At 41.7% G+C, this 18,812-nt stretch carries 23 protein-coding genes; 14 read left to right on the top strand and 9 right to left on the bottom strand.

Translation table 11 applies throughout. The features are described from left to right. Window positions 1-21: 21 nt before the first annotated feature. A complete protein-coding gene (locus KA713_02015) occupies window positions 22-660 on the top strand; it encodes a flavin reductase (GenBank protein UXE67406.1) in 639 nt (212 codons plus the stop codon). On the opposite strand, the gene KA713_02010 is transcribed toward KA713_02015, so the two are convergent. Further along, window positions 661-1,689 (bottom strand): DUF2236 domain-containing protein, encoded by a 1,029-nt coding sequence (locus KA713_02010; protein ID UXE67405.1) that lies wholly within the window; start codon window positions 1,687-1,689, stop codon window positions 661-663. A 327-nt stretch (window positions 1,690-2,016) separates the two neighbouring features. Between KA713_02010 and KA713_02005 the strand changes: the two genes are divergently transcribed. The 10 genes from KA713_02005 (at window position 2,017) to KA713_01960 (ending at window position 9,241) form a co-directional block, all read left to right on the top strand. Next, entirely contained in the window at window positions 2,017-2,751 is a 735-nt protein-coding gene (locus KA713_02005) for a bacteriorhodopsin (GenBank protein UXE67404.1), read from the top strand. Window positions 2,752-2,823: 72 nt separating this feature from the next. Continuing rightward, on the top strand, window positions 2,824-4,032 hold the full coding sequence (locus KA713_02000; GenBank protein UXE67403.1) for a hypothetical protein: 1,209 nt from the start codon (window positions 2,824-2,826) through the stop codon (window positions 4,030-4,032). Next, window positions 4,032-4,922, top strand: coding sequence for a Brp/Blh family beta-carotene 15,15'-dioxygenase (locus KA713_01995; GenBank protein ID UXE67402.1), 891 nt, complete (start codon window positions 4,032-4,034; stop codon window positions 4,920-4,922). The genes KA713_02000 and KA713_01995 overlap by 1 nt, the downstream gene beginning before the upstream one ends. A 53-nt stretch (window positions 4,923-4,975) precedes the next feature. Continuing rightward, window positions 4,976-5,257 carry a TIGR03643 family protein gene (locus KA713_01990; protein UXE67401.1) on the top strand — a complete coding sequence of 94 codons (282 nt, stop codon included), beginning with the start codon at window positions 4,976-4,978 and terminating at the stop codon, window positions 5,255-5,257. Further along, on the top strand, window positions 5,254-6,402 hold the full coding sequence (locus KA713_01985; protein UXE67400.1) for a deoxyribodipyrimidine photolyase: 1,149 nt from the start codon (window positions 5,254-5,256) through the stop codon (window positions 6,400-6,402). The genes KA713_01990 and KA713_01985 overlap by 4 nt, the downstream gene beginning before the upstream one ends. Next, entirely contained in the window at window positions 6,399-7,844 is a 1,446-nt protein-coding gene (locus tag KA713_01980; protein ID UXE67399.1) for an SDR family oxidoreductase, read from the top strand. Before KA713_01985 ends, KA713_01980 begins: the two co-directional genes overlap by 4 nt. A 132-nt stretch (window positions 7,845-7,976) precedes the next feature. Next, a complete protein-coding gene (locus tag KA713_01975) occupies window positions 7,977-8,531 on the top strand; it encodes a DUF2975 domain-containing protein (protein ID UXE67398.1) in 555 nt (184 codons plus the stop codon). A gap of 3 nt (window positions 8,532-8,534) precedes the next feature. Then, the gene (locus tag KA713_01970) at window positions 8,535-8,741 is read left to right on the top strand and encodes a helix-turn-helix transcriptional regulator (GenBank protein ID UXE67397.1); all 207 of its coding nucleotides are present in this window, start codon (window positions 8,535-8,537) and stop codon (window positions 8,739-8,741) included. 70 nt (window positions 8,742-8,811) lie between these two features. Then, window positions 8,812-9,042 carry a hypothetical protein gene (locus KA713_01965; protein ID UXE67396.1) on the top strand — a complete coding sequence of 77 codons (231 nt, stop codon included), beginning with the start codon at window positions 8,812-8,814 and terminating at the stop codon, window positions 9,040-9,042. Then, entirely contained in the window at window positions 9,008-9,241 is a 234-nt protein-coding gene (locus KA713_01960) for a hypothetical protein (protein UXE67395.1), read from the top strand. The genes KA713_01965 and KA713_01960 overlap by 35 nt, the downstream gene beginning before the upstream one ends. A gap of 85 nt (window positions 9,242-9,326) precedes the next feature. Here KA713_01960 and accC read toward each other — a convergent pair whose 3' ends face one another. The 8 genes from accC to pdxA form a co-directional block, all read right to left on the bottom strand. Then, a complete protein-coding gene (gene accC / locus KA713_01955; protein ID UXE67394.1) occupies window positions 9,327-10,676 on the bottom strand; it encodes an acetyl-CoA carboxylase biotin carboxylase subunit in 1,350 nt (449 codons plus the stop codon). Between the two features lie 94 nt (window positions 10,677-10,770). Next, on the bottom strand, window positions 10,771-11,256 hold the full coding sequence (gene accB, locus KA713_01950) for an acetyl-CoA carboxylase biotin carboxyl carrier protein (protein ID UXE68998.1): 486 nt from the start codon (window positions 11,254-11,256) through the stop codon (window positions 10,771-10,773). 76 nt (window positions 11,257-11,332) lie between these two features. After that, window positions 11,333-11,899 carry an elongation factor P gene (gene efp / locus KA713_01945; GenBank protein ID UXE67393.1) on the bottom strand — a complete coding sequence of 189 codons (567 nt, stop codon included), beginning with the start codon at window positions 11,897-11,899 and terminating at the stop codon, window positions 11,333-11,335. A 191-nt stretch (window positions 11,900-12,090) separates the two neighbouring features. Beyond that, complete coding sequence (locus KA713_01940; GenBank protein ID UXE67392.1) at window positions 12,091-13,086, bottom strand: ketoacyl-ACP synthase III; 996 nt, start codon at window positions 13,084-13,086, stop codon at window positions 12,091-12,093. A 135-nt stretch (window positions 13,087-13,221) separates the two neighbouring features. After that, on the bottom strand, window positions 13,222-13,410 hold the full coding sequence (gene rpmF, locus KA713_01935) for a 50S ribosomal protein L32 (protein ID UXE67391.1): 189 nt from the start codon (window positions 13,408-13,410) through the stop codon (window positions 13,222-13,224). Window positions 13,411-13,447: 37 nt separating this feature from the next. Continuing rightward, window positions 13,448-13,954: a DUF177 domain-containing protein gene (locus KA713_01930; protein UXE67390.1), complete on the bottom strand. Its 507-nt coding sequence runs from the start codon at window positions 13,952-13,954 to the stop codon at window positions 13,448-13,450. A 107-nt stretch (window positions 13,955-14,061) separates the two neighbouring features. Continuing rightward, complete coding sequence (locus KA713_01925) at window positions 14,062-14,463, bottom strand: TerB family tellurite resistance protein (protein UXE67389.1); 402 nt, start codon at window positions 14,461-14,463, stop codon at window positions 14,062-14,064. Between the two features lie 75 nt (window positions 14,464-14,538). Then, on the bottom strand, window positions 14,539-15,564 hold the full coding sequence (pdxA, locus tag KA713_01920) for a 4-hydroxythreonine-4-phosphate dehydrogenase PdxA (GenBank protein UXE67388.1): 1,026 nt from the start codon (window positions 15,562-15,564) through the stop codon (window positions 14,539-14,541). A 155-nt stretch (window positions 15,565-15,719) separates the two neighbouring features. Between pdxA and rsmA the strand changes: the two genes are divergently transcribed. The 3 genes from rsmA to KA713_01905 all read left to right on the top strand — a co-directional run bounded on the left by rsmA (window position 15,720) and on the right by KA713_01905 (window position 18,804). Then, complete coding sequence (rsmA, locus tag KA713_01915; GenBank protein UXE67387.1) at window positions 15,720-16,502, top strand: 16S rRNA (adenine(1518)-N(6)/adenine(1519)-N(6))-dimethyltransferase RsmA; 783 nt, start codon at window positions 15,720-15,722, stop codon at window positions 16,500-16,502. Beyond that, window positions 16,490-17,842 (top strand): magnesium transporter, encoded by a 1,353-nt coding sequence (gene mgtE, locus KA713_01910; GenBank protein UXE67386.1) that lies wholly within the window; start codon window positions 16,490-16,492, stop codon window positions 17,840-17,842. The genes rsmA and mgtE overlap by 13 nt, the downstream gene beginning before the upstream one ends. A 116-nt stretch (window positions 17,843-17,958) precedes the next feature. Further along, entirely contained in the window at window positions 17,959-18,804 is an 846-nt protein-coding gene (locus KA713_01905; protein UXE67385.1) for a pentapeptide repeat-containing protein, read from the top strand. The last annotated feature ends 8 nt before the right edge of the window (window positions 18,805-18,812 follow it).

Below are 18,812 nucleotides of genomic sequence, written 5' to 3'. Positions count from 1 at the left end.
CCAAAAAATACTTGACAAAAAATGCAAATCATTTCATCAACAACTATCCAAGGGTGGGAACGGTTTTACCGAGCGAATTTTATCAACAGCCTGACGGGCTTCAAATCTGCAAGCTTGATCGGCACAATCAATAACAAAGGCCAAACCAATTTGGGTATTTTCAGCAGCATCGTTCACATCGGCTCTGATCCAGCCTTGGTGGGATACATCAACCGACCAATCAAGGCAGCGCCACATACGCTGGCAAATATTCAATCTACTGGAGTTTACACCATCAATCACATTCATCCATCCATTTTGGAACAAGCACACCAAACAAGTGCAAAATATCCTGCTGAGGTGAGTGAGTTCGATGAAGTGGGGCTTACGCCTGAATTTTCAGAGAACATGGCCGCCCCATTTGTGAAAGAGAGCAAAGTAAAATATGGTTTGACATTGGAAGAGGTAATCCCCATCCACCTAAACGACACCTTCTTAGTGATCGGAAAAATTCAAGAAGTGAAACTGGATCCATTCATAGTTTCATCTGACGGATTTCTGGAACTCGACAAAGTGTCTTCACTTTGCAGCAATGGAATTGATGGATATTACTCCACACATCATATTGATCGGTATGAGTACGCTAAACCTGGCACGAACGTAAAAAGTCTTGAAAGGTAATTAACCCGCAAACTTCTTTTTCAAGAGTGCGTGCTGCGAAATCATCTTTTGATAACTATCGGGCGGTGCGGATAGCATACTCTGCAATGACTTTGCCGTACTGAGTGTTGCTGCTAGCTTGTATCGAATGGGGTCGCTTGGCAGGCCAATGTATTCGGCCACTTCATTGCCCAAGTAAAATCTAATTTGAGAGGAAACCAATTCCGCTTGGTCAGCTGGAACGCTTTGTTTGTAGTAACTCAATAGCTCTCGCGTCAACACAATACCCTCTTCCGTTTTTTTAAAGTTTCTGTTTTTAATGGTAGTTGCCAAAATTCGGGCTTCACTAAAAGAAGCCGGCAGCAACTCTTCATCAATGTTTAATTGATACCCAATGTATCGCCACGCAAAAATAAAATCTTCTTTCTCCTTGTCGGAAAGAATAAAACCAGATTGCTGCATGCCCAATAAGATAACGTACGAGAAAGCCAAGTTGGTGCCTGCCATATCTTCTTGATTAATGGGTACCCCCCATTCCATATTCCAAGTCGGCAGCTTTTTTAAATAGTACCTCGCCATGGCATGAATAAGTCTCACTTTATTGATATGGATGTATCCGTGCGAGCTATCGGTAAAACTGCCTGGCGACAAAACGGCTATCACAAACGAAGCTGTGTCTATCAACCGCTTGCCCGGTGAGTTTCGCATCTTATCAGACAAGTAAAGTGCTTTGTTACCAGGAGATGCCGCATAGCAATAGGGCAATGACATCGCGCCAAGCAATGCCATCATTTCCAAGGCATACTGTTTGAACAACTTTTGGCCATTTTGTAATTTCTTTTCGTTAAACCAACTGGGTTTCTCTTTTTTGGCAATTAAAAAGTTCTTTATTGAAGAATTTTGCCCGTGCTCAATTTGATTATCCGCCATCTTCAAAAGTTGATATAAATCCCCTTGGTGATGGGAATTGAAAGTCTGCTCAATTAAGCCATCTGCTTCTTTGTCCGCTTGTAACCGTTGACTGTCTAAAAATTGCCGTGAAGAGTTCATGGCTGATGAACACTGCAACTGTGCTTATGTTTATTGCTAAATCCGTTGTTTTTTAAAATTGTAGCTGAGAGATGAAATAGTTTTTTGTTCAACGAAACTGACCTTATTTAGAAAAAAAGTGAACATTTTTTTAAAATGAAATAGAAAAAAATATTTGTTTTCGATGACTCAACTGAATTTTTATATGATTACTGTTTAACTAAAATATATTATTAAACCTTGCAGATTAAACAAAGAAAAAAAATCAATAAATATTTCAAACGATTGTAACAACTTAAACAAGGCTGTGTTTGATAATTAATTTAAAACCTTAAACATTTTACCCATATGAACACTTTATTGCTCGATATCGTGAAAATCCCAGTGGATGATCCGATTGCTTTCACATTCTTTACTGGCTACATGGCCATGCTTGCATCAGCTGTTTTCTTCTTCATGGAAAGAAGCAGCGTAGATGGCAAGTGGAAATTATCATTGTTGGTTTCTGGTTTGATTACCGGTATTGCAGCCGTGCACTATTACTACATGCGCGACTACTACTTGGCAACTGGCCAAACTCCAACTGCCCTTCGTTATATCGATTGGACTTTGACTGTACCATTGATGTGTGTTGAGTTTTATTTGCTGACAAAAGCAGCGGGTGCCAAAATCGCCTTGTTGTGGAAACTTATCATTGCGGCTGTTTGGATGTTGGTAACCGGTTATATTGGAGAAGCTTTCACAGATGGGTCATCAAGCCACTCATTTATTTGGGGAGCCATTTCTACAATCGGCTATGTGTATATTTTATATACAGCTTGGTTCGGTGAGGTGGCTAACCTTGCCAAAAATTCGGGCGACCCTGTGGTAGAAAGAGGCGTAAAAATTCTTGCTTGGTTCGTATTAGTAGGATGGGCTGTCTATCCGATTGGGTATATGTGTATGCCTGGAGGATGGCTCAATACAGGACTTGGCTGGAGTGCTTCCAACGTAGACTTGTTTTATAACATTGCTGATGCCATCAATAAAATTGGATTTGGTTTAGTAGTGTACAGCGTTGCTGTAGGAAGTAAAGGAAAATAATCGTGAGTAAATCACGGTAAGAAAGTTTTAAAACGGAGCTCATTATTGGGCTCCGTTTTTTTTGGTTCACTTATGCAGAAACAAACTTCATATAACTACACCATTGTTGGCGCAGGCGCTTCGGGGCTGTGGCTAGCGCGTGCTTTATTGCAACATGGATTGCTTCAATCTAAAACGCTGTGCATCGTAGAATCAGATGCCCAAAAAAACAATGATCGGACTTGGTGTTATTGGTCTGAAGAACCACTGTCACCTGAAAAAATGATTAGTAAAGAGTGGCAATCAATCTTACAGCTAAACTTATCCAATAAACCAATAGATCTTTCTCCCTATCGCTACTACCATGTTCGGAGTGCGGATTTCTATTCGCACCTCAAAAATGAACTAAGAAAAAGCCCTTCCATTTCGTGGTTGACCGAAGAAGTTTTAGAAGTAAACCAACTGCAAACACATGTAGAAGTTGTTACCAACACTCAAACTTGGGTAACCGACCGAATATTTCTCTCCGCACTTCCCTCTGGTCGAAGCACAAGTGCTGACTATCAACTTTCACAACAACGATTTTTAAAAACACGATTAAAGAAAAAAACGGATCTATTCTTATGGCAATCATTTGTAGGCTGGCGGGTGGAAACAACCGAAAGAAAATTCGATGCCCATAGTATGTCAATGATGGACTTTGATGTAGCGCAAGGTGGCTATACGCAGTTTATGTATGAGTTGCCCTTCTCAGATAATGAAGCTTTGATCGAGTTAACGAGGTTCGGAAAAGAAAAGTTATCAAAAGCCGAAGCAGAAGAATCCCTTCGCGTTTACATGGAAAAAAAAGGTGGAAGTTATAAAATAACGGAATTAGAAATCGGATCTATTCCGATGACTCCTCAATTTGATATCAAACGAAAGCAACTTTCAACCGATGAGCGAATCATTTACATTGGCACACCGGGTGGAGCCATCAAGCCAACAACAGGATTTGGTTTTAAGCGCATGCAAGCGTATGCAAATGCATTGGCAATATCATTGAAAGAAAAGAGGTCTCTTCCTTCTATGTATCGCTCCTACCGATTCCGTTTGTATGACATTTTGCTCTTACGGATTTTACAAAATCAACCCAACAGAGGAAAAGAGATTTTCGAACAATTGTTTCGAACACAATCCATTCAACGTATTCTAAAGTTTTTAGATGAGGAAACGACAATCTTTGAAGAAATTGCAATTTTCTCAAGATTACCAATTCGATTGTTTTTAAAATCATTGACAGATCATTTACTAGGCAAGTAATGTATATTCAATCAAAACTATTTAAAGCACAAATCGCTATACAACTTATCCTTATTGTATTAGTTTCCTTAATTCCAATTACAGTTAAGGCCCAGGCAATTTTATGTGGTATTTTACTTTGTACTGTCGGAATACCGCATGGCTCAAATGATTATTTGTATCGATCGGACAAGTCGGCAAAAGGGATGATGAAATTTTTAGCAGTCTACTTGGGAACCATGCTGCTCTACTTAGTGCTTTGGTGGATCGCACCTTTATTGGCTCTGCTCCTTTTTTTCGTCATTTCCTTCCATCATTTTGGCCAATCCAATTTTGAAAATGAATCGTTTAAATATACACCCTCGTGGCTTTGGGGAATTTGGGTTTTAGCATTACCTGTACTTCTTCATTTTGACGAGGCCATTGGTATTTTTCTGCAAATGCTTTCGACTACTACTAACACGACAATAGTTTCAACATCCTCAACTCATTCCGCATGGCCATTTATTTTGATTGCCGTCTTTGGTACCGTATACATCATAAGCCTACTAACTTTCGAACGAAAAAATATTCTTTTGTACTTCACTCAATTTATCATTGTCACTATTTGGTATTTTCTCACTCCGCTTTTGGCAGGTTTTATCATCGCCTTTTGTTTATGGCACTCGTTGCAATCGATGCAGCACCAAGCATCCTACTTCAAACAGTCAACCGGTCGTTCGGTACACCAATTTTTAATAGCTATGCTTCCGTTTAGCTTGATGGCCCTGATTTCGTTTGGTGTCTACGTCTATTTTAGATCGTTTAATGTGGCAGAGGCATTTATACTTCTTTCGATCATTACACTTCCGCATGTTATTGTAATGCATCGACTATATCACAAAACAAATCACGTTTTAAATGTAGAATAAGAATAAGATCATTGACTATATTGTTAAATTAAAGCTTCTCGTCATTTTCGTAAATGCAAACACTCTTACCAACTTCAGATGAAATCGACCGCATCATCCAAATGGCGTGGGAAGATCGCACACCCTTTGAGGCCATTGAGATGCAATTCGGGCTATCAGAAAAAAAAGTGATTGAATTGATGCGTGCCAATATGAAGGCGAGTAGTTTTAAAATGTGGCGCAAGCGCACCCATGGACGAGCGACCAAGCACAAAAAGTTAAGCGGAGTGGAAAAGGGGCGATTTAAGTCAACTCTTCAAAAATCCATTTCAGGAAACAAAATCAGCAAGCGATGAGCGATTTGTTTCCATTTGCAAAAAAGCAAATCGGTTTTCCCCCCGATTATCATTCCATTTTAGAGCGAATCAATCAAATCAATCCCGTTCAATATGGTAAAACCAGAAACTTTATTGACGGTGCTGTTACCTACTTATCTCCCTACATCTCACGAGGCGTAATCAGTATAAAGCAAGTGCAAGAATCAGTTTTATCGAAAGGCTACCATCCAGCTAGTGTTGAGAAGTTTTTGCAAGAGCTGGCTTGGCGCGAATATTTTCAGCGTGTGTGGCAATCGAAGGGCGAGTTCCTTTTTCAAGATTTAAAGCAACCGCAGTCAGAAGTAGCGCATCACCAAATGATAGAAGCCATCGTAAACGGGAATACTGGAATAACAGCCATTGATAATTTAATTCACGAATTTTACGAAACTGGCTACCTGCACAACCACGTGCGGATGTACGTGGCGAGCATTGCGTGTAATGTAAGTAAAGCGCATTGGTCGGCTCCTGCACAATGGATGTATTATCATTTGCTCGATGGAGACTTCGCTAGCAACACCTGCAGTTGGCAGTGGGTAGCAGGTGCATTCTCTTCTAAAAAGTATTATTGCAATCAAGAAAACGTTAATCGTTACACACACAGCACACAACGAAATACATTTCTAGATGGGGCAACAGAGAACTTGCCCCATGCGCCAGTACCCGAGAGGCTGAAGGCAACTATCAACTTGAATTTGAACACAATGCTTCCCGCATACTCCCGCCCTATCATTGATACTAACAAGCCAACCCTGATTTACAATTCTTACAACCTCGATCCACTTTGGAGAAAAGAAGAAGATATTAACCGGATCTTGCTTTTAGAGCCATCGCACTTTCAAAAATTTCCCGTCAGCAAAAGGGTGATTGACTTTCTTACGAGTCTAACCAAAAATATTCAAGGCATACAAGTAATAGTCGGTGAGATAGCCGAGCTTACCGCTCTTTACAAAAATTCACCATTGGGCTTAAATGGGTTTATTTCTAAAGAGCACCCCGCCTTCAAGCACTATCCGGGTGTTAAAGATAGCCGCGATTGGATTTATCCAGAGGTGATTGGGTATTACAATTCCTTTTTTTCGTTTTGGAAGAAGTGTGAAAAATCAATTTTTAAACAATTATGAAAATACTACTCACTGGCTCCACCGGTTACATCGGCAGAAGGCTTTTACCAGTGTTGGTAGAGGCTGGTCACCACGTAATTTGTCTAGTCCGAGACCAGCGCAGGTTTGATTGGGAGGATTTTACACCCGAATTTCTAAAAAGCATAACAGTGCTTGAAGTTGATTTGAATAGTGATAAACAAATCCATTCCATCCCTACGGATATTGATGCCGCGTATTACTTAGTACATTCGATGAGTTCGTCAAATCCAGATTTCACTACTATGGAATCGCAATCGGCACAAAACTTCGTAACGGTTGTAAATGGCACACAAGCCAAACAAATCATTTACCTAAGCGGAATTGTAAACGATGTTGATTTATCGGACCACTTGCTATCCAGAAAAAATGTAGAAGTCATTTTGGCCAAGGCCACTGCGCCTTTAACTGTTCTTCGTGCGGCTATTATCATTGGGTCAGGCAGTGCTTCATTTGAAATTATCCGCGACTTAGTAGAAAAACTTCCGGTGATGATTGCGCCCAAGTGGCTAAAAACGCGCTGCCAGCCCATAGGCATTCGGAACGTGATTGAATACTTGCAAGGCGTTTTGTTGAAACCCGAAACATTTCACCAGACATTTGATATTGGTGGAACGGAAGCACTCACCTATAACCAAATGCTCTACGGCTTTGCCAAAATGCGCGGTCTCAAGCGCTTCATCATCACCGTGCCTGTTCTCACGCCCAAGCTTTCATCATTGTGGTTGGTATTTGTCACGTCCACCACCTATTCGTTGGCGAGAAGTTTGGTCAACAGCATGAAAAACGAAGTGATTTGTCATGATACCCGCATCCGCGAAATTGTACCCACCAAAATTCTAAGTTATCAGGAGGCGTTGCAATTGGCATTTGATAAAATCAGTCAAAAAAATGTGGTGTCCAGTTGGAAAGATTCCATCTCGCTTGGCACCATGAACAAAAATTTTCTTAACAACACGTTTGTTCCCGAGCACGGTGTATTTACCGACAAACGCAAAATTGAATTTGAGCGGAATAAACAGGAAGTCATCGAAAACATTTGGCAGATTGGTGGTAACCGCGGTTGGTATTTTGGCAATTGGATGTGGCGCATCCGAGGGGTAATGGACAAAATGGTAGGTGGCGTGGGCTTGCGCAGAGGAAGGAGAAGTGATACAGACTTAAAAGCCGGAGACGCATTGGATTTTTGGCGTGTGCTGGTGGCCGATAAACCAAACGGAAGGTTGCTGCTCTATGCGGAAATGAAATTACCCGGTGAGGCTTGGCTTGAGTTCAAAGTAAAAGAAGAGAATGGTAGAAAGACTTTATTTCAAATTGCTACATACCGCCCGCTCGGGTTGTGGGGTAGATTGTATTGGTATTCGGTGTTGCCTTTTCACGGATTGATCTTTCCGAAGATGGCCAGGAATATTGTGGGAAGGTGAACATTCCCCAATGCCATTATTCGTTAGAAACAGCTTTTTTTTAATAATTATCGTAATTCATACTATATTTATTGTTTATCAATAAAACTTTATTTATATTTGATCCGTTAAAGAAAAAAAACAACAAAAAATATGGAAAGCAAGACAAAAACGAGAACCGAACTTATGATCCAAATACTGTACATCCTCGCATGGATAATATTTGTTGGCGTGTGCATTGATGCTTGTGGCTCTATCTTCAGTGCTTATTACACGCTGATGATAAACCCAATCAATGCTGCTACGTATTGGGTCGGAAATGATCTATCGAGCCTTTATCAATACGACCAAGGCCATTTTTTAGTAGAAACGTTATTGATAAGCATTGCGTCAGTGTTGAAGGCGTTCCTATTTTATCTGATTATAAAAATACTGCACGATAAAAGTATGGCGCAGCCATTCAATAACGAAGTGCGAATTTTTCTTATTACCGGATCAGCATTGGCTTTTGGGATAGGCTTTTTTACAGCATGGGGAGTTGGTTACACTGAGTGGTTAGTGAATCAAGGCGTGCAAATGCCCGACACACAACATTTACGTTTGGGCGGAGCTGACGTATGGTTTTTCATGGCTGTTATACTTTTTGTAATCGCTCAGATTTTTAAACGGGGAATCGAAATTCAATCCGAAAATGAGTTAACCGTATAAGCCATGCCGATAATCGTAAACTTAGATGTGATGATGGCGAAGCGAAAAATGTCGCTGAATGAACTCTCTGAAAAAGTGGACATCACGCTCGCCAACCTTTCCATACTCAAAACCGGAAAAGCAAAGGCCATTCGTTTCAGCACATTGGAAGCCATTTGCAAAGCATTGGACTGCCAACCGGCAGATTTACTGGAATATTCAAAAAAATAAATTCTCCTGACTTCTGACGCTCGGCCTTAGAAGCGAAATTTTCCCTGGCAATACCTTTGAGGGAAAGACGATGTTGCCAGTTGTTGGGAGTTTTGGAAAAAAACACAAAGGCGTAATGCCCATTGTTGTGGCCGATGCCGCCATGTTGTCGGAAGAAAGATTGACAGAGCTCAGGGCAAAGGGCGTCTCCTACATTGTCGGTGCAAGGCTGGCCAATGCTAATCTAGATTTGGTGAAACAGATTCATGCTGCCTTAGGGAATAAAAATGGAACCCGTATCCGTTTTTCCATCCTTGCATGACGGTTTGGTTTGCGATTTCTCCGTTAAGCGATATAAAAAGGAATTACGTGATTTGAATAAACTCATCAGAAAAGCAGAAGAATTAGTAGCTGACCAATCAATCGGAACAAGGGCAAAGTTTGTGAATAGGGTATCCAAGGAAAAGATAGTCTGGCGAAAATGGCAGCCTGAACTCACGCCTATTTTTTCTTTAAACTAAAATCCCGACCAAAAACTCCCCAATAAGAAAAAAGACCGTCTCAGACTTTTGAGACGGCCTCTTTGAGAAAAGTTTACTAGCGAAATTATTTCAACTCATTAAAATCAAACGAAGTCTCCAAAAACTTGGTAGTGAATTTACCCGATCGGAACGTGGGGTTGTCCATCAGCTTTAAATGGAACGGAATTGTTGTTTTAATTCCCTCAATCACAAACTCACTCAAGGCACGCTTCATGCGCGTAATCACCTCTTCGCGCGATTGGCCGCTCACAATCAACTTCGCAATCATCGAATCGTAATTGGGAGGAATGGTATAGCCCGAATACACGTGGCTATCGATGCGAACTCCGTGGCCACCCGGCATGTGCATGTTAGTAATTTTTCCCGGTGAAGGTCGGAACCCGTTGGCTGGATCTTCGGCATTGATGCGGCACTCCATGGCGTACAAATTCGGGAAGTAATTTCTGCCCGAAATCGGCACACCGGCTGCTACTTTTATTTGTTCTTTGATCAAATCATAATCAGTCACTTCCTCGGTGATCGGGTGCTCCACTTGGATGCGCGTGTTCATTTCCATAAAGTAGAAATCACCATGCTTGTCAACCAAAAATTCGATGGTGCCCACACCTTCGTAGTTAATGGCCTTCGCTCCTTGTATGGCCGCTTCGCCCATTCGCTCGCGCAACTCTTGTGATACGATAGGCGATGGTGTCTCTTCCACTAGCTTTTGGTGCCGTCTTTGAATCGAGCAATCTCTTTCGGATAAGTGGCAAACTTTTCCGTATTGGTCGCCTACCACCTGAATTTCGATGTGGCGGGGCTCTTCTACAAATTTCTCTAAGTACAACCCATCGTTGCCAAACGAAGCGGCCGCTTCGCGCTTGGCATCATCCCATGCTTTTTTAAACTCATCATCGTTATTGATGATACGCATGCCCTTTCCTCCGCCACCGGCTGTTGCTTTCACAATCACCGGGTACTTAATTTTTTTGGCCAGCTCAATCCCTTGCTCCACTGACTCCAACAAACCATCCGAACCCGGTATGCACGGAACGCCCGCCTTGATCATTGTTTCTTTGGCTGTGATTTTGTCGCCCATCGAGCGGATCATTTCAGGTGATGGCCCAATAAACTTAATACCGTACTCGTGACACACGGCCGAGAATTCTGCGTTCTCTGACAGAAAACCATAGCCCGGGTGAATAGCATCTGCGTTAGTAATTTCAGCGGCTGAAATTATGCGTGGGATATTCAAATACGATTCTTTGCTTGGGGCTGCACCAATACAAACGGCTTCATCTGCAAAGCGCACATGCAAGCTTTCGCGATCGGCCGTGGAGTACACTGCTACCGTTTTTATATCCATTTCTTTGCACGTACGTATCACGCGCAAAGCAATTTCTCCTCGGTTGGCAATTAGTATTTTTTTGAACATAGTTTCTATTTTGGATTTAAGATTTAAGTTGTTAGATTGATTACGCTATCGAGCAGTCTAACATTTTTAAATCTAACATCTCACATCTAACATCTTAATCAGGTTCTACTACAAAAAGCACTTGATCATACTCCACAGGAGAGGAATTTTCGACCATTACTTTTACAATCGTGCCCGATACTTCCGACTCAATCTCATTGAAAAGTTTCATGGCTTCAATGATGCAAACCGTTTGGCCCTTGCTCACTTTATCGCCCACCGAAATCATAGGAGGAGAATCTGGATTGGCCGAACGATAGAAGGTGCCAATCATGGGTGACTTGATATCTACCGTCTTGGCAGTAGCTGCTACTGGCTTTTCAACTTTTGGGGTCTGCACTTGTGCTTGAGGAGTAACCACCGCTTGCGTGGGAGGAGCCGTTACCACAGGTGCAGCAATTACAGGAGCCGATGCCTTCATCACCTTTTGATCTGGCTCACGCTTGACGTGAAGCTTCAACTCTTTTGTTTCAATATCCACTTCATTCAACCCCGATTGGGCAATGAAGTCGATTAGGTCACGAATCTCGGTTGTCTTCATTTCAGATTGGTTTAGTGCGGTGGGTTTTTTGGCTGCAATACCTTTTGTGCCGTTTGATTTTTTTGTTGCCATAACGTTATTCTTTTACGCGTTCTACGTATTCGCCTGTACTGGTTTTGATCTTGATCATGTCGCCAATATTTACAAATAGCGGAACTTTTACTTCTGCGCCTGTTTCAATGGTGGCCGACTTCAACGTGCGTGTAGCAGTATCGCCTTGCACACCCGGTTCGGTGTACGTTATAGACATGTTTACGTGTGCCGGTGCTTCAGCTGTGATGGGGTTCACGCCATCTTCGAATGCAATGAGCAAGGTAACGCCCTCTTTAATATAGTTTACCGAATCACCTAACAATACTTTGTCAAGATAAATTTGTTCGTAGGTGGTATTATCCATGCACACCAGGCTATCTCCATCTTGGTAGAGGTATTGATATTCCTTGGTTTCTACGCGCAGTTGTTCAATCGAATCGCCCGGACGGAAACGGTTTTCTACAATTTTGCCGGTGCGCAAGCTGCGCATTTTCAATTGATAAAATGCACGAAGATTGCCCGGTGTTCGGTGCTGCATTTCTTCTACTTGCACCACTTCACCATTGTAGCGTACATAACTTCCCTTGTTTAAATCAGATACTGAAGCCATACTTTCTATTTAAGATTTTTGATTTGAGATTTAAGATTACCAATAATCATTATACTATTCAACCTTTAAAGGAGTCAGGAAACTCATTACCAATTGCCGTTTGGTTAAATACTACACATCCTAAGTCCTACTCCTGAAGCCCTACTACCTAATCCAAAGTCCTAACTCCAAAATTCCCAATCCTATAACACCTACGAATTATATGCCCACTTTACATAAACCGATCCCCATGTAAAACCACCACCAAAAGCAGCCAACAAGAGGTTATCTCCCTTTTTTAGTTTTTTCTCGTAATCCCACAGCAAAAGAGGAATTGTTCCTGCTGTAGTATTTCCATACCGTTCAATATTCATCATCACTTTATCTTCGCCAATGCCTACGCGCGAAGCGGTAGCGTCAATGATTCGCTTATTGGCTTGATGTGGCACCAGCCAGGTAATGTTCTCTTTTGTTAAATGGTTGCGTTCTGCCACTTGTGCCGAAACCTCGGCCATGTTGGTCACTGCAAATTTGTAAACTGCCGAGCCTTCTTGATATACAAAATGCTGACGTTTATCAACCGAATCGTGGGTAGCCGGAATGCGGCTGCCACCGGCTTTCATGTGCAGAAATGTCTCGCCACTGCCATCGCTTTTCAGAATGTAGTCCATCACACCTACTTCTTCTGCTGTTGGTTCTAATAAAACACAACCGGCCCCATCTCCAAAAATAATGCAGGTAGTGCGATCACTATAATCCAAAATAGCCGACATTTTATCGCCCCCAATTACAATTACTTTTTTGTAGCGTCCCGATTCAATAAAACTAGCACCCGTTGTTAATCCATATAAAAAACCTGAACAGGCCGCAGCCATGTCATAGCTAAAGGCATTGGTAGCACCCACCGCTGTGGCCACAATATTTGCCGATGCCGGGAACGTCATGTCTGGGGTAATGGTGGCAAAAATAACGAGGTCAACTTCTGCCGGATTGGTGTTGGTTTTTGCCAGCATCTCTTTCACTGCGGCAATAGCCATTACTGATACACCTTGGTGATCGCCTTTTAAAATCCTGCGCTCCTTAATGCCCGTTCGCGAGGTGATCCATTCATCGGTAGTATCCACCAGCGTTTCCAACTCTTTGTTGGTGAGCACATACTCGGGAACATAACCGCCTACTCCTGTAATTGCTGCTCTAATTTTATTCATTTCTTGCGTTTATAAAAAAAACAAATGCCCAGTTGGGCAACCGGGCATCTTAGTACACACTTAGCTCGCTTTGCAATTAACTGCAATCTGATGCTTTAAGTAACAAGGCTTTAGCAAAACTACCATGTTGGCTAATTAGGCCACTTCTTTCTCCATTACCACGTTTCCCTTGTAATAGAGCTTGCCCTCGTGCCAATGCGCACGGTGTGGCAAATGAGCTTCACCGGTGGTAGCATCTGTCAAAAATTGTTTCGCCACTGCTTTATAGTGAGTCCTTCTTTTATCTCTTCTTGTTTTGGAGGTTTTTCGTTTTGGATTTGGCATAACCTAGAAATTTAATCGTTCAGTTTAAGACTTATTTTTACTTCAATTTTTTCAATTTTTCCCAACGTGGATCGATGGCGTTTTCGTCAACTTTTGTTTGATACACCAACTTGCCATCTTCACTCTCCTCATCGTTATCTTCCTTTTGAAACTTTGGATGTATTTTCTTTATCGGCACTTCTAGCACAATAAACTCATACATATACTGGCCTACATCTAGCTTGTCTTGCTCTTCGGTAATGATTACGATCTCATCACTTACTTCGCCCGGTTCTTCGCCATACTTAAAGATCACCTTGCGGTGAAGAGAAATAGGGTGAAGAAAAGGCTCCAAGCTCCGATCACAGATCAGCTCAGCGTTGCCCGTTATTTCAAAAATTGCCTCAATCAACGTTTCCCGTTTGTCCAGAGTCAGGTTGGCATCAAAATCTCCTTTGGCAATGGTTTGATTGCCATACTGATTAAAAAAAGCTTCGTTCAGACGATAGGTGAACGTATGCTGCTTTTTAGCCAGCCCAATGATATTGACACTAAATTCACTCAACCCAAAAGGGGTTTTAAAATGAGGGGCAAATTTATCAGGATTTATTGAATTTTCGACCCTTGTGCGGGTTTTTTACCCAGTGGTTCGCATTAAAAAGGAAAGCGGAATTAGAGATAATCGTTCAAAAGCGTTGATTTAAGGGATTCTAAAGGCATTTTGTCAAAATTATCCACAAAGAAATCAACTGAATTTTTTTTGAAGCCAAGCTTAATTGCAATACTTCTGCAGAAAATCAGCTCACTTTCAAACAAATTATGGTCGACATGAATAAGGTTGATGCAGGCTTGCAAATACTGAAACTTTTGGTCGATAGAAAGCGCACCTAGCGTATCAATAGGTTCTGGATGGCGAATCAACTGAGTGACCTCTTCATCTGAAAAATTGCGCTCTTTGGCAATCCTAAAAATCATATCGCGTTCTGCTTTGGCAAAATGCTTATCTGCTTCCGCCAACTGAATCAAAATGTTGAGCTGCTTCTTAGTAACTATGTCCATAACGGCCGTTTCCATGTTTCAAAACTACCAAAACATAAACGTGCAAATCAGCGAGAAGTTCCAAATGTCTATTAGATAGCATGAAACCCATTATTTTTCTACCAACTGCAGTTGACGGTTCTTTACGATATCACACGCCAAGAAGATTGCCTGCCGCAGGGAGGCCTCATCTGCCAAGTTTTTTCCAGCAATATTATAGGCAGTGCCGTGGTCGGGCGAAGTGCGCACAACTGGCAAACCGGCTGTAAAGTTAACACCGTTACCAAAAGCCAGCGTTTTAAATGCCACTAGACCTTGGTCGTGGTACATGGCCAACACAGCATCATATTTGACATGCTGGCCTGCCCCAAAAAAGCCATCGGCAGGAAAGGGTCCAAAAACTACTTTGCCTTTTGCTTTTAAGTCGTTGATGACTGGTTTAATAATGTCATTTTCCTCCTTTCCCAGTAACCCTTCGTCACCTGCGTGTGGATTTAAGCCCAACACAGCAATTTTTGGCTTGGCTATTTGAAAATCTTTTTTGAGCGACATCTCCAATAATCGGATTTTGAGCTCCACGCGCTCTTTGGTAATGTTGGCGGCAATGTCCTTAACGGGCACATGCTCTGTTACTAAACCCACTTTCAAGTTCTCACCCACCATTAACATTAAGCTCTCGGTAGCGTCAAACTCTTTCGTTAAATATTCGGTATGTCCACGATAAGGGAAATCCTCTCCGTGAATGGTATTTTTATGAATGGGACCTGTCACAAATCCATCAATCAATCCTTCTTTGGCTTCTTCCACCACCTTCTTTAATGATAACAAAGCAGCTTTTCCACCTTGGCGGGATGGCACCCCTGGCGTGATCTCCATCACATCTTCCCAACAATTGACTACATTTATTGCCTTGTGAAAGAATTGGCCTTTCGTTTTCACCTGACTGTAATTGAACTCTTCCAAATTCATTAGTTTACGGTAATAGGAAAGCACTCGGGTGGAACCATACACAACTGGAACAATCATATTGGCGATGCGGCTGTCGGCCAATGCCTTAATCACTACCTCTGGGCCAATGCCATTGAGGTCTCCCAACGTTATTCCAATACGAGGCTTATCTGTTGAAGGTAAAGACATGCAGAAAGATTAATTTTAAATGATGCAAGTTAATTGATTTATTAGAACTTGGGGATTAGGGATTGGGACTTAGGGGTGTAAATTTGTAATCAATCAATATCATTCCTTTCAAATTCTAACTTCTAACTTCTAACATTATAGATTCCTTTCAACTCATGGTTCGCCCAAAAAAATCACTCGGTCAGCATTTTCTAAAAGACTCAGGCATTGCCCAACGCATTGTTGATGCCCTTCAACTGCCCGCAGGAAAAAATGCAGTGATGGAAATTGGACCCGGCACCGGTGTGTTAACTCAATACCTTGCCAAAAACCCTAACATAGACCTAACAGTGGTTGAACTAGATCGCGATTCTGTTGCCTATCTGAAGCAGCACTATCCTACCCTGCAGCCCAAAATCATAGAAGGGGATTTTTTAGATTTGGATTTAACCTCCATCACGAGGTCAAATTTTCACATCATTGGCAATTTTCCCTATAACATCTCTTCACAGATTTTCTTTAAGGTATTGGAAAACCGAAGCCAAGTGCGGCAGGTGGTGTGCATGCTACAAAAAGAAGTGGCAGATCGGATTGCCGAGAAAGAAGGAAGTAAAACGTATGGTATTCTAAGCGTGTTGTTGCAAGCTTATTATGATATTGAGTTTTTGTTTAAAGTGCCACCGGGCGTTTTTTTCCCACCACCCAAAGTGATGTCGGGCGTGATCCGATTGATGCGAAACAAGCGCGAAACATTGGGCTGCGATGAAGTGCTTTTCAAAAAAGTGGTGAAGCAATCTTTTCAAAACCGAAGGAAGACCTTGCGAAACGCACTCAAACCTCTAAATTTGATCGCCTCAATTTATGCAGTGCCGCTTATGGACAAGCGGGCAGAGCAATTGTCGGTAGAGCAGTTTATTTCGTTGACTAAATTGATTGAACAAGGGCAATGCAATTTGTAGAATTTGAGTTAACCACTGAGTTTCGCGACCGCTTTCAACAAGCCTTGGATGAGCGTGATGGTGCTTTTATTGTGGAAAGTCTGGAGAACATTAATCCAGCAGATATCACAACACTCCTATACGAGTTCAATAGCGAAGAATCAAAGTATGTACTAGACTTGCTTTCGCTAGAGGTACGATCTAAAATTATTAATGACCTTGACGCAGATACACGTAAAAAATTTCTAACAATATACGAACCCTCCGAAATAACAGAAGTAGTTAATCAACTGGACTCAGACGATGCAGCAGATATTTTAAACGAGCTGCCCATCAAAACCAGTGAAGAAATTATTTCGCGACTCGATGCCGACTTGAAATCACAAGTCATTGATCTGCTCCGTTATGATGAAAACGTTGCCGGTGGGTTGATGGCAAAGGAGTTGATCAAAGCACGAAGCGATTGGTCAGTGGTGCAGTGCGTGGAAGAAATACGCAAACAAGCAGAAAATGTAACCAAGTTTTATGCGGTCTATGTAGTGGATGATCAGGATAAACTATTGGGAAGAGTAGCACTTCAAAAATTGATTCTCTCTGATTCTAAAACCATCGTAAAAGATATTTATGATGACGATGTAGTTTCGGTGGAGACGTACATGGAAGACTTGGAAGTTGCCGAGATCATGAAAAAGTATGACATGGAATCGGTGCCAGTAGTCAATTCACAAGGGCAACTGGTAGGAAGAATTACGATTGATGACGTAGTGGACGTAATTACTGAGCAGGCAGAAGAAGAGCGCCAAATCATGTCAGGTATCTCAGAAAATGTTGAAGAAGACGATACAGTATGGAAAAATACCCGTGCGCGTTTGCCGTGGTTGTTGATTGGAATACTTGGAGGCATGTTGAGCGCTCGGTTTATGGGCTTTTTTGAAATGGAACTAGCAAAGATGGCCGCCATCGCCTTTTTTGTTCCGCTCATACAAGCTACGGGCGGCAACGTGGGCATTCAATCCTCTTCGCTAGTGGTACAGAGTTTGGTCAGCCCTAGCTTTGTAGACGAAGGCCTCTATAGAAGATTGAGCAAAGTTTTCAGTGTTGCTTTACTGAATGGTTTTTTTTTATCGGTAATTGTTTTAGGAGCAACCATTTTGCTTTTCGGCAACCAGCGGTTATCATTTGTTGTATCAATTGCTCTTTTTGGAGTAGTGATTTTCTCCTCGTTTGTTGGCACGATCACACCCTTAATCTTAAACCGATTGGGATTTAACCCTGCATTAGCATCGGGCCCCTTTATTACCACCACCAGCGATTTGCTGGGGCTTAGTGTTTACTTCCTCACCATCCATTTGTTGCTTTAATAGTCAAACAGATGTAATATTGTCTTTAAAAGTGATTAATGGCGACCGCCAAACGCGTTTATATTTGGTAATTGAAAATTTTAAGCGCAAATTCGTTTTAGTAGAAGCGCAGTCGAATGTCGAAGTCAAAAAGTTTTAGGGAAAGGATAATTGAAAAGTACGATGAAATCGTGGAGAAGCCCATTTTTACGAGCGTCATTGTTTTGGCCATTGTCTTTATCGTTGTAGTCGGGCTTAGTTTGCCTTATTACTTACATGACTTTAAAAATTTTTGGCCACAAATCTTAGCCGAAGCCCACGGCATGATATTCGACATTGCTGTAATCGGTATCTTGTTATTCTGGTTAAATCAAAATGGCGAAATGCGTCAACGGATCCGCACTTATAAAGACGAGATTGATGACTTCCGTTTGTGGGAATCGGAAGAAGCTGCCTTCCGGACGGTGGGTAATATCAAGCGCTTGAACCGACACAAGATTCATGAAATCAATTTGGTCAACTGCAATTTAACGCGCACCAATTTGAACTATGTGAACCTACATGGTTCGAATTTAAATTCAACAAATTTGGTAAACGCATCATTGATTGAAACGAATTTAGAAAACACTCGACTCAACCAAACAAACCTAGAGAACGCAAATTTAAATCAGGCAAATTTGAAAGGCGCTTACGCCAGTGGGGCTAACTTTAAAGATGCCTTTTTGATTAAAACACAATTTGAAAATGCATTTTTAATCAAGGCTAATTTTAAGAATGCATTTCTGATGGAGGCCAATTTGCAAAACAGTTATTTGATGGGTGCCGATTTTGAAAATGCAAGTTTGTACAAAGCAGACCTGCGTGGAGCAAAAGGATTGACTGTTGAGCAATTGTCGAAAGCGAAAACACTTTATCTAGCTAAGTTTGACGATGAAGTATTGGAACAAATCAAAACTGCCGTTCCCGAATTGGCTGGCGCTTAGTTTTCTTT

Origin of the sequence: Chryseotalea sp. WA131a (assembly GCA_025370075.1) — a bacterium.
GTDB lineage: Bacteria > Bacteroidota > Bacteroidia > Cytophagales > Cyclobacteriaceae > ELB16-189.
Note: the sequence above shows the minus strand (reverse complement) of the source record. Positions and strands in the feature narration are given on the sequence as shown.